This is a genomic window from Bifidobacterium sp. WK012_4_13 (assembly GCF_041080835.1).
GTDB lineage: Bacteria > Actinomycetota > Actinomycetes > Actinomycetales > Bifidobacteriaceae > Bombiscardovia > Bombiscardovia fermentum.
Map to the genome: position 1 here is coordinate 564845 of NZ_CP129683.1, position 14700 is coordinate 579544.

Here is a 14700-nt window from a genome sequence, read left to right on the forward strand (position 1 = left end):
GTCGCGTCTCACTGCCACATGTGAATAACTGTGGCAAACATACGATTGCCCTTCAATTCCTTCGAACATAGCAGTCGGAGATCAAGTGTGCACACCTGAAATCTCACCATATCCATACGAAGGGTCTTCTATGGTGGGCGAGTTATCAAGTTTTTGGCACTTGCTGAAGTATAAACCTATAAAAACGGCGTCGCAGCGGTCGGATTTATGCCGCTTTCGAGCGTTGATACTTCAGCAAGTGCCAAAAACTTGCGAACTGGGGGCGAAATGGATGATTTCTGTGTGTGCGTGGGGTTACGGCGTTTCAATCCAGAGGGCTGGGCGCGCCAGCCAGGCGGGGTCGCCGGCGGACGCATAGGCCGCTAGCGAATTACTCCAATACAGGGCGGCGCCTTGGTTCGACAATGGGTAATGCCTCGGCGAGCGTATAAAATAGTCGTTGGTAGTAATCCCATAGCTCCACGGCGATGGCAGGGTCACGGAAACAGGGGTGAAGCCGCCTAATAGCGGAGAATGACTTTGACTAACTGGCACGCCCATCGTGGTTCGGATATCTCCGTGGCTGAGAGCGAATGCCTGCTCGATTCCCACAGAATGCTTCGTCTCAAAGCGAGTGTCGTTGTAATACCCGTTGTCGGTATACGTGCTGAAATTAGCATTGTTCGACCACTCATTGAATGTGGGGAGTTGCAGATCTACCGGCAGCACGTATTGCCTCGCCTTCGTTCTGGCGACGAAATTCCGATAGTAGTTGTCAATGGATTCCTTAAGCTGCGAGCGGCCATATCCATCATCGGTCTCATTCAGGAAATAAGGGGTCGACTGATCCTTATGGAAATAGATTGCCTGACCTGCCGCAGCGCTTCCAGTCTGGCCATCCGTCGACATTTCCTTCTCGCTGAGCGGCAAGTCCTTGATGATGAGCTTCTTCGTCGGATCGAGAGGATCGACCGCCAGCACGCGCCACTTTCCTAGATCCTCAGCCAGAGGGAAGGTAAAGGTGTCGCCCGCATTGCCTGCCTCGTATCCAGGATCACCCGATGAATCGATGTATCCAGTGATAACCGACTCGGTGAATGCTATGGGCTTCACCGCGGTGTTCACCGAATCCCAGCTGGGAACGCCCGGATTGTTGTGATTATTGCGATATTGCAGTCCTTCGGCTGAAATCTGCAAGTCAATGGTGGTCCCCTGCCACAGGTTCGATCCGTCGTCTGGATCGTTCTGCTCAATCCATGTCATATCCTCAGGAATGATGTACACGCCGAAATGAACGAAAATCTCCGAGACAGTCCCGTCGTCTTCGTAGTCGCCGTCACCATGATAGACACCCGACGAATCGGCGACATTGTTCTCGCCCTTCACACCAGAGCAGAGGACCGTGAAGTCGTCGCCCAGGCCGGCATAAACGAAGCGGTCGGAATACGCCGGGGTTCCGGTGGTGTCAGCGGGATAGTTATCCGAGACAACTCCCAAAATCGGGTCACCCTCGGTACCGCTGCCATGAACATTGGTAGGCAGCGAACCCTCGTCCGTTGCGGCGACAGCGTCCTTGGCCACTGCCTGGTCAAAATCGATGGGTGAGCTTTCCGCGTCGTCAAGCCAATAGACGGCAACCTTATCCCTCAGCGCTGCCAACTGCGATGTTTGAAACGCCATCGCAAGCACTCCACGAACATACGCCGAGTTGCCGCCGACACAGCTGACGGTCGCCCGTATGTCGATGGCATCACCAGGATTAAGATTGGCGATGTTGGCGCTGGTGCTCACGGAATCCTCAAGCACCCTGTCAACGATGCCTTCGCCGTTGTCTGCATAGCGAGTCACATTCACATTGTCAACCGCAAGCTCGGTGTTACCGCTGTATACGTCGATATTGCCAGAGAACATGTCGGTGAAGAAGGCGAAAATCGAGCACGACATTATCAGCAATGCGCATATGAATGCGATCACTGTGATGATGTTCTTTCGGGTTCTTCGCGCCGATGGGAGCCCGCTGCAATGTCTGGCTCTAATCATGGGCAGGCTCTTGCTCGGGTCGCGGTTCGTCGGGCGGATGACCTATGGAATGGTTAGTGGGGTCAGCGGGGTTAGCGAGATCAGCGTTGTTAACGAGGTTGGCGTGGTCAGCGAAGTTAGCCGACTCTCTCTGACTGTTGTGAGCATCATGGTCACTGCCGAGCGCCTGTTGCCCCCCTGGATTATCTTGACCATCAAGCTCACCGTGCACACCAAGGCCACCAAGCACACCCTGCCCATTGAGACCTTCCTGCGCGATTCGGCTGAGATAGGCCAGCCGAGCATCTTCAAGCTCCTGAGCATTGCTCTGTTCAACCTGCCGAATGCGCATCATGCGCAGCTGATGCAGGAAGATAACCAGCACGATCAGGAACAGCACAGGCAGAACCACCACGAAGAAAATCCCCTGTGGCGTCGAAAGCATGGGTATGAGATACCGCAGAATCGTGATCTTGAACACCTCGCGCCCCAGAAGATTCTGCGTCGTGACTAGGTCCCTGTCAACATTGGTGTTTGCGTCGCCCTTGGTGGTGATTCCGGCCTCCGCGATTGAAACGACACGGTGGAATGCGGGTTCGTTGTCAATTGGCTTGGCGCGGAAGGCGATGACCTCCCCTTTGCGAATCTGGTCGTATCCGCCGCTTTTGATGATGACCACGTCATATCGCAGATACTCTGGTGCCATGGATTCGCTGGAAATCACATATGGCTTGTAACCGAAGAATGTCAGGTCTTTGCTGGCGAGGAACACGGTGAAGAATGCTGTGCATGCGAGCAGTGCGAGAGAGGCTATCAGCACGAGGTTGGTAAGTACCGTCGCGATCCTCGATCTCGTCTTGTGTCCCTTGTTCTCTTCAACATGCTGAGCCGTTCTAGCCATGTTGTCCCCCTTTCGGTTCTTTGCTCGTTGCCTTGTACTCTGCCTTGTACTCTTCTTCCCCTGAAGAGAGTGCCTGTTGCAGCTCGTCTATGAAATGCTGATCTTGCTGTTCCGTGATGTCGTGATCTGCACCTGCTGTGTCAACATCTGCATCAGATTTCGTGCCCTCTTCAGTTCCCGTGTCCGATTCGGCGCTCTGAGACTCTTCTTGCTGATCCTGCTCGTCACTGTTCTTTCGGGAGTGATCGCGCATGTCAGAGATCACGCGCTTGATCAGCAGCGCAAATGGAATGCTCACCACAACAATCGCGAGCAGCGCCATGCGCCTCCATCTTCTCGAATCGATGATGTGCCTGTCATTCGGCTGCAAATCTTTGAATTCGAAGGTGAAATACATGGAAAAGCTCGTGTGCTGATACTTGTTGTCCAAATCGGCCGGAACCAATACCTTGAAGTAGAGCTCATGCCAGCTCTTCCCCGATTCAATCGGGAATGTGAGCGACGGCATCTCCAGCAGCTTGCCGAAGTTGCTTCGGCCAACGCTGAATTCCTCACCGTTGACTTCCAGACTGAATGTCGAAGCATCCACAAGAATGCTGTCGGTCACCAGCCCGACCCGAGTCAGCCTGATCTGATAGCGATGATCGCTTTGATTGTCGATATCAAATCTGCTGAGAATATGGGTCTGCTCTGATTTATGGAATTCCGCGACAATCTTCCGCTCACCCTTCTTCCCAGCGTTCTCACCGATTCTCAGGTAATGAGTCTGGGCTTCTTCGCTTTGAACGGGAGCTGAAGGGATTGAGTCGCCAAGTCGCGGAACCTGGGTTGATAGGATGAGCCAAATCGCCAAAGCCAGAAGACACAGGAGTGTGAATAACAGTGCAAGAAATATCGTTCTGATTTTGTACTTGTCTGTCATGGTTTCCTCTGGCTTCGGCAACTTGGTTCAACTCAGGTGGCGTGTCTACGATTCGAGAATCAGACGATCACTCGTTCTCGAGACGAACCACGTCACGCCAACCGTCGACTGAATTCCAGACGGTGTTGGTCGTGCTGGCAGCCGCTGTGTCAGTGCCGCTCTTAATGCGGATATCGGTTGGACCAGTGCCGTTGTTGCGATACTGAACCGCCTCAAGGAGGTAGCCGACCGAAAGGTTGGTGCCCTGCATTTCGTTCAACGCCGTTGGCTTGAAGTAGATGGTGTAGGTGTATTCGATGGTGTGCGTGCCCATGAATATGTTGTTTCCGCTCGAGAGCACTACGTCCGTCGAAGCAGTCGCATGTGAGGTTCCGGCTGTTCCTTCATACTCGTTATCCTGAGCGTTACCCGTCGACCTCGTGTCGTTACCCGAATCCGTACCGTAGTAGCTGGTTGAATCGGCAGGATTTGACAACGCTCCCGCCTTGGCATTCTGCCCGTCAAGAATGAACAGACGGTTGGAGGTATATCGAAGCGCATTCCAGACAGTCGCAGCGGTCTGCGGCGCAGCAGCCGGATCATAAGGGTTGTTGCTATTCTCCGAATAAGGTGTGAACCCCGTACCAGCAGGAGAGGCGACACCCGCAACACCGGTGAGCGCACGGCCGGCATTCGAACTGGCCGCAGCAGCCAGTGTACCTTCTGCGCTGAGGCTGCTGGCGCCTGAATAACCATTGCCCGAAATATTCCAGACATCGGGCTTGCTGAGAATACCAGTTGCAGTCTGCGCTTCGCCATAGTTCAAGCGCGACACCTGCTCATAGATGACGAAATTGTCGTTGTATTCCTCGTAATCTGTCGCACCAGTTTCATCGTGGGTGCCATCGTGATCAGGATCGATGGCCGCACCGGTCAGACGTAGCGACGGACGAAGCCAGAGCGACTTCGTTCCATAGTTCTGAACTTTGACCTTGAGTGTTACTGTATCTCCCGGGTTGAAGTTCTCGATGATGCCATCGGCGTCGCCATCGTCTGGCGAGACTGACTTATCGGTCAGATCTCCTGCAGATATGGTTCCATCCACATACGGATCGCTGCTGGTATCCGCACCACCACCGTTGGAATCCAAAGGATCGTTTTTGGCAATATTCTTGCCGACGAGCACATCGTTGTGATACAAGGCGAAACTTTGCTTGATATCGAGCGAACCGGCGGTTACCGTGTGATAGCCGGTGTTGAAATCCGTGAAGAAGGCCCAGAGCGCGGCAATCATCAGCAGAATCGTGCCTAAGAAGGCAAGGAGTATTATCTTTCTTTTCTTCCGATTAGACTCGGAGCTTTCTAAGTGAATCACAAGTCTCTCCCAGTGATGTAGATACCACCGTCCCTAATAGGCTCAAATCGAAAGGAGGGCGAGGAAACTGCCCCCCCCCCCCGTGATTCTTCAAAGGCAACACCGTACCGTTTCCAAGGAAGCGACACCGCGACAATATTAAAGACTAGGTATGTTTTTTTATACTTACAATGCTTTATTGTACACATAGTATTGATTATGTGAAATCGTCACGCTATGTTCTCGCTGAGAGAAGCTGGATTCGTCACTTCATGCGCATGGTTGCAGGGCCGCATGGCGCCGGCGCAAAGAGATGCACGAGGATTGATTGCCCACAATCCTGCGCTGGTAGTTTCGTTATGCTGCTTGTCGAGATTGGTGTTTGAACTTGTCATCTATGACAGTCAACCGAGTCTGTCACCTGAATCTGTGACAGAACGAGCTTGTGCATTCCCTTCCAGGGGACGCTAGAACATCTTGCCTTGGATGAAAAGAAGCAGCTGACGATACCATGGCAAGGTTCGGTAATATGCAAGTACCTGCTGATGCTCCTTTTCTCGGGAGACCTCCCTCAGCTTCCTCTGTCGAAGCTCCTCGTCTGATACTCTCATCCCATATAACGATGTGTTTGTCCTGATATCTTCGTGTATCAGGTCAATGTCGGCCTGTGGCAGATCCTCCAAGGGATATTCCAGAAGGAGCTCATTGACCCTCTTGCAGAGCTTATCGATGTAATCATCGAAGAAACTGTATTCATCGAAGATCTCACCGCCGTCGGTGAAGATTATAGAATCCTGATGCTTGATGGAAACAGTGAAGTACGTGTCATCGATGATCAGGATGACTGTAAGGAGCTTGTCCGGGTCGCGGTGATTCTTCTGATAGATGTCGTAGGAACGATCATAGTCATCAGACGCGAAGGTTTTGAGGCAAAAGACACCGTCTAGATTGATATCCTTCCAGAGCGTTCGTTCCATCATTTCAAGGTACATGGCTGCACGTTCGCTGGTTATATGTGTCATCGTTTCACTCTTCCGTTGGTGCCGCTGGCGCCCCTGATACTGCTGATGCCGCTAATGCCGATGGTGCGGGAGCGCGGCTTGGCGCCCCACAAACGGCAATGTCCCAACATCTCCATGGATAAGCTATCGGAAGGTGAATACAAGCGGTGGCGCGGGGTGCAACTGTGGCAGCATTTGCTAGGTTAGATTCTGGGCTAGGTGCGTCACGTTAGGTGCCTGGCTAGGTGTCCGCGCAGGTGTCCGATCCGGTGCCCACTCAGCGAAAATAGCGGTTTTATCAGAGACAGAGCTTGAAGCGAGGCTTTTCCAGTGCGTCGGAGAAGCATTCAAGATCAGTTTTCAAGTTTTTGGCACTTGCCGAAGTATAAACGCCTGGAAACGTTGAAACTGGATACGGTCTGGTGCCAATTCTTGGGGGTTATACTTCGGCAAGTGCCAAAAACTTGAAAACTCGGCACAAAGATGGCTCTTCAGCGTTGATGTCAGCCGAATTTGTGCAGAAACATCGGAAATCTCAAGATGATAATTGGGCGCTGGCCAGACTCGGAAAATCAATCACGACCGGTAAAGCAAAAACGCTGAATCATTGGAAATCCAACGATTCAGAGTTTTATCCGTGGAGCTAAGGGGATTCGAACCCCTGACCCTCTCCATGCCATGGAGATGCGCTACCAGCTGCGCCATAGCCCCAAAAAACGAACCTTTGATAGGTTACACCATGCGAAAGATACATGCAAACTGTGTGTTGAGCTTACGAACATCATGGAACACATATGGAGCCAAGCTGCCAGGTCGCCAAGTTCATCTGTGCCCGTGTTCTCATGCTTCTCATGCTTCCAAGTCGCCATGCAAAGCATAATCGGACCATGCTGGCCTTGCCTGTGAAGATCACAGGCCAGGCCAGCGATCAGAAGTGAAACCGACGACGATATCAGCCCTATGCAGATTTAGAGAACGCGCCACATCCAGTTATGCTTATCCTCTACCTCACCAAGCTGGATGCCAAGGAGCTCGTTGCGAAGGTCCAGGGTCGTCTTGCCCGTTCCACCCTCACCGACGGTCACGTCGAACTTCTCGGACTTGAAGCGGCCGATTGGCGTGATGATTGCAGCGGTGCCGCAGGCAAAGACCTCGGTCACTTCGCCGGACTTGATGTCTTCGAGCAGGTCATCGAGCTTGATCATGGTTTCGACGACGTCCTGACCATGATCCTGTGCGAGCTGGATGATGGACTTGCGTGTGATGCCCGGAAGGATGCTGCCCGTCAGGCTTGGGGTCTCCATGTGGCCATCCTTGTGGACAGCGAACATGTTCATGCCACCGAGTTCCTCAAGGTATGTCTTGGTGGCTGCATCGACGAAGCAGACCTGCTCGCAACCGTTTTCGAGGCCGCGATATTCACCAAGCAGCGAAGCTGCGTAGTTGCCGCCACACTTTGCGAAGCCCGTGCCGCCAGGGCCGGTGCGGAACCACTTGTCTTCGACCCAGATGCTCACTGGCTTGACGCCGCCAGGGAAGTATGGGCCGGATGGCGAGGCGATCACGCAGTAATCGACTTCCTCCGGTGCGCGTACGCCGAGGAACGCCTCGGAAGCGAACATGAACGGGCGCATATACAGGGTGTATTCGCGACGGGTCGGAACCCACTGGTAATCCTTCTTCACCAGCGCTGCGACGGAACCCAGGAAGTCATCCTTGGAAAGCTCCGGCAGATACAGACGCTTTGCTGAGTTCTGGAAGCGCTCGGCGTTTGCGTCCGGGCGGAACAGCCAGACAGAATCATCGTCATGATGATATGCCTTGAGGCCTTCGAAAACCTCCTGGGCATAATGCAGAACGGAAGCGCCTGGCTCCATCTTCAGGGGCGCATAGGCCTCGATGCGACGATCAGACCAGCCCTCCCCCTTGGTCCAGCTCATGTGAGTCATATTGTCAGAGAAAACCTGACCGAAAGCAGGCTTGTCAATCAATTCCTGACGCTTGGCATCTGTTGCAGGATTTGAATTCTGCAAAACAGTGAATGGCTCGGTGAGTTTATTCAACGCTTGCCGATCATGATGTGATTGCTGTGTCATACTGTATGCTTCTTCTTAATTTATGCTGCAGACGCATTTCTGCAGCAACTCCTTTATCCGAGAACAAGAAACCTTGGGCCTCTCGCCTTACAGAGCACTATGTCACAGTGCTGCGACCGCTGTGTGTTCCATATCACATTATGAAAAATGCGGTTTCACATATTACCTGAATATGTGAAACCGCATGTTCATTGATTTCAAACAAGTCGAATCGTTGATTCGAACGCCTCTGCATCAAAGAGCCGCATCGCGGAAACGCGTGCATCACCGACGTGACAGCGCCGTGACAGTGTAACGACAAGCGACAGCGAAGCTACAAGCGACGATGAGGCGATGCAGCCCTAGAAGCTACTCAGCGGAAGCAGCAGCCGCATCATCGGCGGGAGCGGCATCGGCAGTGGCGTCGGCAGGAGCGGTCGTATCAAGCTGAGGCTCAAGCGACTCTTCCTTAGGAATCTCGACCGTCACGACTGAATCCTCAGGATCGTCGATGACGAGCTCAGAGCCTTCTGGCAGCTCGACATCCTTGGCAGCGACCTTGTCGCCATCGCCAAGACCCTCGACACTGATGACGATTCGCTCGGGAAGGTTGGTGACATCCGCGCGAACCTCAAGGTTCTGCATGTCGACGAATGCAACCGCAGCACCCTTGGTCACGCCTTCGACGAAGACTGGAACCTCGACGACGACCTTCTCGCCTGCACGGACCTCGAAGAAGTCGATATGCTCGACGCGGCGCTTCACGGGATTGCGCTGAATGTCCTTGACGACGGCCATCTTCTTGCCTTCGCCATAGCCAATCTCAAACAGCGCGTTGGTGCGGCGAAGAGCGTTCGTGGTTTCCTTCAACGGGAGCTTGATGAAGGTCGGTTCAGCTCCACCTGCATAGATCGTTGCAGGAATCTGATTTGCGACGCGCATACGACGGGCAGCGCCCTTGCCGAACTGGTCACGAACCGTGCCTTCGAGCTTAACTGTGTTTGCCATGTGTTTCTCCTCTGTTATGTCATTCGTTCGGCGCATCGACACACCGCATGACAAGCCAAGAAACAGGCTATCAGACGCCGAGTCGATCACGGATGTGCAGTTTTGCATATCCCTCGCCAAAGCAACGGGTGCAACTTTAGCACACTTTCGGCAATCTTTTGCATGACCGTCACCCTTGATGCAAGTTTTTGGCACTTCGCGAAGTATCGTGGCAAGAATGCGTCGAGATTCCGAACGACAGCAAGCCAAAAAACAGTCCTGATACTTCGGGAAGTGCCAAAAACTTGAATTCCCGGATATGGTGAATCGTTTATTACTGGATCAGCTCCTTCACGGAGGCGATAATCGCCTGCAATTCCTTCTTTGCATCGCCGAAGAGCATCTGGGTGTTGTCGTTGAAATACAGCTCGTTCTCAATGCCGGCGTAGCCTTTGCCTCGACCGCGCTTGATGACGACGACGTGCTCGGATTTGTCGACGTCCAGAATCGGCATTCCTGAAACCGGAGTGCCCGGTCTGCGGGCTGCGGGGTTGGTGACATCGTTCGCACCGACGACCAGGGAGATAGAGGCTGCAGGGAACTGTGGATTGATGTCATCGAGGTCTACCAGCTCCTCATAGGGAACGTTCGCCTCCGCGAGCAAAACGTTCATATGGCCAGGCATGCGCCCTGCAACTGGATGAATCGCATAGCTCACATCGATGCCACGGTTCTTCAGCAAATCGCCGAGATCGGCGAGCTCACGCTGCGCCTGCGCCTGTGCCAGACCGAATCCTGGCACGAAGATGACCTTCTGGGCATAGACCAGCTGCACTGCGACATCGTCAGCAGTGGTTTCCTTCATCGAACCTTCTGGTCCGTCCCCGACCGCAGCGACATCGGAACCTCCGAAACCACCGACCAGGACGCTTGTCAAAGGACGGTTCATGGCCTGCGCCATCAAGACCGAAAGGGTCACGCCTGCCGCGCCGACAAGTGCGCCTGCAACGATGAGCGCCACGTTATCAATGGCAAGGCCGCTCATGGCGACTGCCGTGCCTGTGCAGGCATTCAAGACCGAGATCACCACGGGCATGTCCGCGCCGCCGATGGGAAGCACGAACAAAAGACCGTACAGCAAGGCGGACAGTGTGGTGAGCAGACTCCACAGCATCCGGTGAGGCTCGTCAGCGACAAGCAGCACGAACGATGCGATGGTCAGGAGTATCGAAAGCACCATCCACACATCCTTCATCGGCAAGGATATGGGCTTGCCGGGAAGTATGCCTTGAAGCTTGCCCGCTGCGACCAGCGAACCGGTGAAGGTGATGGAACCGATGACGATGCCCAGACCGGCAGTGATCAATACGACCAGTGTAGGAAGCTTTTCGGAGGTCAGAATGTCGTTCAAGGCGACAAGGGCCGCCGCGCCGCCGCCGACCGTATTGAACACCGAGACCAGCTGGGGCATGTCGGTCATCTTGACTTTCTTCGCCGAATACAATCCTGCGATGGCTCCGACCACGATGCCTGCAATCAGAACGATGAGCGCAGCGCTGGAAAGGAAGCCGGTGACGAAGAAACGAACGAAGGCCATGACCACCGCGATCACCATGCCGACGGCGGAAATCTGATTACCCCTTCTCGCCGTCTTGGGCGAGTTCATGAAGTGCAATCCAACGACGAAAAGCACTGCAGACAATAGATACACGTATGAAGCAACAACATCAATCGTGCTCATCACTTTGCCCCCTGGTCGGTCTTGCCCGTTTGAGCGGCATCAGCCGCCGTCTCGGCCTTTTCTGACTTCGACTTCCTTGAAGTCTTCGCTGACTTGAACATCTCGAGCATGCGGTCGGTCACGACATAGCCACCGACGACGTTCATCGTTCCCAAGACAGCTGCCAGGAATATGAAGACATAGGCAAGGGGCGTATGCGCCTGCGAGGCGACGATGATGACGCCCACGATTACGATGCCATGGATGGAATTCGCACCGCTCATCAGCGGGGTGTGCAGGGTCGCCGGAACCTTGCCGATGACCTCGACCCCTATGAGCAATGCAAGAACGAACAGCGTGATTGGTGTAACAAGCTCACTCATTGCCACCATCTCCTTCCTTGTGATCTGAAGCATCTGGGTCTGACACGTTCTGACCTGACGATGGGACGTTGCGACCTGCGACGACCAGGGCATCGTCAAGCTCCTGGGAGAGATCGAAGCTCAGACCTTCCGGAGTCACGAAGTGCGAGACCACGTCCGCCAGATTCCTTGCCGCAAGATTCGATGCGGTGGTCGCGACGCCACTGGCAAGATCGGGAACTCCGAAAATCGTGACGCCATTGTCGGTCACCGTTCTGCCGGGCTTCGAGCCCTCAACGTTGCCACCGAGATCGCTGGCTGCGCAATCGACGATGACCGCGCCGCGATGAAGTCCCAGCACACCATTCTTGGTCAGCAGGACTGGAGGGCGTCGGCCTGGAACCTTCGCCGTCGTGATGACGACATCGAATCCGGCAGCCTTCGCATCGACGGCGGCCTGCTGCTGAGACTGCTCCTCCTTGGAGAGCTGGCGCGCATAGCCACCCTCCCCCTGGCCCTGTGAGAAGTCCAGGCCGAGATCGAGGAACTTTGCTCCCAACGATTCGACTTCCTGGCGCGAAGCCGGGCGCACATCATAGCCCGTGACGATGGCACCGAGTCGCTTTGCCGTGCCGATGGCCTGCAAACCAGCGATTCCAGCACCGAGTATGAGCACCTTCGCAGGTCGGATCGTTCCTGCGGCGGTTGTCATCATGGGGAAGAAAGAGCCATAGCTATCGGCAGCAAGCAGAGCCGCCTTGTATCCCATCACGGAATTCTGCGAGGTCATCTCATCCATCGACTGAGCGGAACTCAGCTGACGTGGCAACTTTTCCATCGCAAGAGCCGTAAGGCCCGCCTGATCCAGTCTGCTGACGTATTCCTGATTGGTGAACGAGCCGAGCATGCCAACTATCCATGCATGGCTGGGCAATGCTGCCAGATCTTCGTCCGTGGGGCGATTTATGAAACCGAAGACATCCGCCTGGTGAAAGACGTCTGCTCGACTCACGACAGACGCACCAGCCCTGTCATATTGATCGTCCGAGAACTGCGAAGCCTCACCCGCACCTTGTTCGATAACGCATGAGATATTCGACTTCTTCAGTCTGGAAACGATTTCAGGGGTCAGCGCGACTCTTGATTCCTGCTGATTTGATTCCTTGATGACCCCATACGTAACAGGGCCATGCTCTTGCTGAACCATTTGCATCCCTTCTCACTACTTTGTTGAGAATCCGACACCTTCGAATCTAGATAGAGTGTATAAGCTGCGGGAGACACAGGCTCACCCTCAGCCAATTGCATTCTCCCCTCCACAGGATAGTCTTTATTGGTACGAATTAAAGGAGAAAAATGGGATTGTTCAATTCAGCCAAGTCGTATCTGATCTCAACAGCGAAACGTGCAGCAACCCTAGGCCGCTATCACGATGACGACATCGACGAAGAAGTCATGCCATCCGATGCAAGCGGCGACTCCGAACCATCCACGCAGGATGACGGACACGCCCGTCAGCTCCCGAGCGTCCACGAGTGGTCCAATGGATATCCCACCACCACGTTCATGGATGAACGTTCAGGACTGCTCACAACATCCACCGCAGATGCCGGCAAGATTCCCGAAAGCATGACTCTGTATGACATTTACAGAGACAGGGCGGAGCGCATGGGAGACGAACCCATGTATCATTTCAAATCCAACGGCGAATGGGTGACACGCACCGCGAATGACATGCTTGAGGACATTCGTTCCGCGGCAAAGGGACTTCTCCACTCCGGTCTGAAGAAGGGCGATGCGATCGCCTTCATGTGCCACACCAGCTATCAGTGGAATGTCGTCGACGCGGCAGTGGTTTCGATCGGTGGCGTCATCGCAACCGTATATGACACCGACTCGGCCGAGCAGATACGCTATATCGTCAACAATTCCGATGCGACGAGCCTGATTGTGGAGACCCGGGACATGCGCGAGAAGGCGGACGGCGCCATCGATGACTGCCCATCGCTGAAGCGCATCGCTTGTCTCGAGAACGGCGCCCTCGAAGAGATGCAGGCATATGGCAAGGTCGTCAGCGACGCCGAGCTCGATGAGCGCATAGCTTCCATATCGACGAAGGACCTCTGCTCGGTGGTCTATACGTCAGGATCGACCGCAGCTCCCAAAGGCGTGGAAATGACGCACGAGCACTATTGCACGCTTGCGCACAACCTACGCGAATACATTCCCGACCTGTTGCAGGATCCCAAGGGGTCGGTCCTGCTCTTCCTGCCTCAGGCACATTCGTTCGCACGAGCCATCAACTACGCATGCGCCTACAGCTCAATCCAGATCTACATAGCAGAAGGAATCAAGAGTCTCATCGCCGATCTGCAAGTAGCCAGGCCGACGGTGATGATCGGCGTTCCCCGAGTCTTCGAGAAGGTCTACAACGCCGCCTCCCAAAAGGCCGGACATGGTGTGAAGGGCATGGTCTTTGCATCGGCCGTCGTGGCAGCTCAGGATTACATGTCTGAGGTATCCGAAAAGGGCAAGGCAGGTCCTATCGTCACCAGCAAGCGCCAGGCCTTTGACCCTCTTGTATACAGCTCGCTTCGTCAGGCTTTGGGAGGACGCGCGCGCTGGATCGTGTCGGGAGGGGCCCCCTTGGACCCGTCCCTGCTCAGTTTCTTCAGAGGCGCGAAGGTTCCCGTCTATGAAGGATACGGTCTCACGGAAACAACCGCCCCTTGCGCCTTCAGCCCTCTCGGAACTCCATTCCATGAAGGTTCGGTCGGCATTGCATTCCCAGGATTCTCGATTCGAATTTCCGAAAGTGGTGAGATCCAAATTGCAGGAACCAGCGTTTTCGACCGATACCACAAGAATGGTGAGACGACGGCGGAATCGTTCACCGAGGATGGATGGTATGCCACTGGCGATCTGGGCAGGCTTTCGGATGACGGCTTCCTTTTCATCACCGGACGAAAGAAGGACCTGATCATCACTGCGGGTGGCAAGAATGTTTCTCCCGGACCTATCGAAGAGGTCATCCAGCGATCCGAAATCGTCGAGAACGCCCTCGTCTTGGGAGACAAGCGCCCATTCATCTCGGCTTTGATCACACTCGACGGCGAAACCTTGGGACCTTGGCTCGAAGCCAGGGGCCTCAAGCCAATGACTCCGCACGAAGCGGCGAACAACGCAGTCGTACGCGCAGAGATTCAGCAGTACGTCGACGAGGCGAACGAAGGTGTTTCCAGAGCGGAATCCGTGAGAAAATTCATCATTCTCCCCGAGGCGTTCACGCAGGAGAATGGATTGCTGACAGCCTCGATGAAGGTCATTCGTCCCAAGGTCATCACCCGCTATGCGAATCTGCTGAATACGCAGATGTATGTGCCCCGCCGATAGTGGATTCG

Annotated in this window: 11 protein-coding genes and 1 tRNA gene; 1 reads left to right on the top strand and 11 read right to left on the bottom strand. The window is 54.4% G+C overall.

What is annotated here, in order from left to right; all coding sequences use genetic code 11:
- Positions 1-294: 294 nt before the first annotated feature.
- The 11 genes from QN062_RS02250 to QN062_RS02300 form a co-directional block, all read right to left on the bottom strand.
- Positions 295-2019, bottom strand: coding sequence for a hypothetical protein (locus QN062_RS02250; protein WP_369341998.1), 1725 nt, complete (start codon positions 2017-2019; stop codon positions 295-297).
- On the bottom strand, positions 2012-2899 hold the full coding sequence (locus QN062_RS02255; protein ID WP_369341999.1) for a signal peptidase I: 888 nt from the start codon (positions 2897-2899) through the stop codon (positions 2012-2014). Before QN062_RS02255 ends, QN062_RS02250 begins: the two co-directional genes overlap by 8 nt.
- A complete protein-coding gene (locus QN062_RS02260; RefSeq protein ID WP_369342000.1) occupies positions 2892-3821 on the bottom strand; it encodes a hypothetical protein in 930 nt (309 codons plus the stop codon). Before QN062_RS02260 ends, QN062_RS02255 begins: the two co-directional genes overlap by 8 nt.
- Positions 3822-3888: 67 nt before the next feature.
- A complete protein-coding gene (locus tag QN062_RS02265; RefSeq protein ID WP_369342001.1) occupies positions 3889-5175 on the bottom strand; it encodes a hypothetical protein in 1287 nt (428 codons plus the stop codon).
- Between the two features lie 446 nt (positions 5176-5621).
- On the bottom strand, positions 5622-6176 hold the full coding sequence (locus QN062_RS02270) for a hypothetical protein (RefSeq protein WP_369342002.1): 555 nt from the start codon (positions 6174-6176) through the stop codon (positions 5622-5624).
- Between the two features lie 617 nt (positions 6177-6793).
- Positions 6794-6866: transfer RNA gene (locus tag QN062_RS02275), tRNA-Ala, on the bottom strand.
- Between the two features lie 257 nt (positions 6867-7123).
- A complete protein-coding gene (locus QN062_RS02280) occupies positions 7124-8251 on the bottom strand; it encodes a branched-chain amino acid aminotransferase (RefSeq protein ID WP_369342003.1) in 1128 nt (375 codons plus the stop codon).
- A 348-nt stretch (positions 8252-8599) separates the two neighbouring features.
- Entirely contained in the window at positions 8600-9238 is a 639-nt protein-coding gene (locus QN062_RS02285) for a 50S ribosomal protein L25/general stress protein Ctc (RefSeq protein ID WP_369342004.1), read from the bottom strand.
- 313 nt (positions 9239-9551) lie between these two features.
- Complete coding sequence (locus tag QN062_RS02290; protein ID WP_369342005.1) at positions 9552-10958, bottom strand: NAD(P)(+) transhydrogenase (Re/Si-specific) subunit beta; 1407 nt, start codon at positions 10956-10958, stop codon at positions 9552-9554.
- Entirely contained in the window at positions 10958-11320 is a 363-nt protein-coding gene (locus QN062_RS02295) for an NAD(P) transhydrogenase subunit alpha (protein ID WP_369342006.1), read from the bottom strand. Before QN062_RS02295 ends, QN062_RS02290 begins: the two co-directional genes overlap by 1 nt.
- Entirely contained in the window at positions 11313-12506 is a 1194-nt protein-coding gene (locus QN062_RS02300) for an NAD(P) transhydrogenase subunit alpha (RefSeq protein WP_369342007.1), read from the bottom strand. The genes QN062_RS02295 and QN062_RS02300 overlap by 8 nt, the downstream gene beginning before the upstream one ends.
- A gap of 149 nt (positions 12507-12655) precedes the next feature.
- On the opposite strand from QN062_RS02300, the gene QN062_RS02305 reads away from it, so the two are divergent.
- Positions 12656-14692, top strand: coding sequence for an AMP-dependent synthetase/ligase (locus tag QN062_RS02305; RefSeq protein ID WP_394854677.1), 2037 nt, complete (start codon positions 12656-12658; stop codon positions 14690-14692).
- Positions 14693-14700 lie beyond the last annotated feature (8 nt).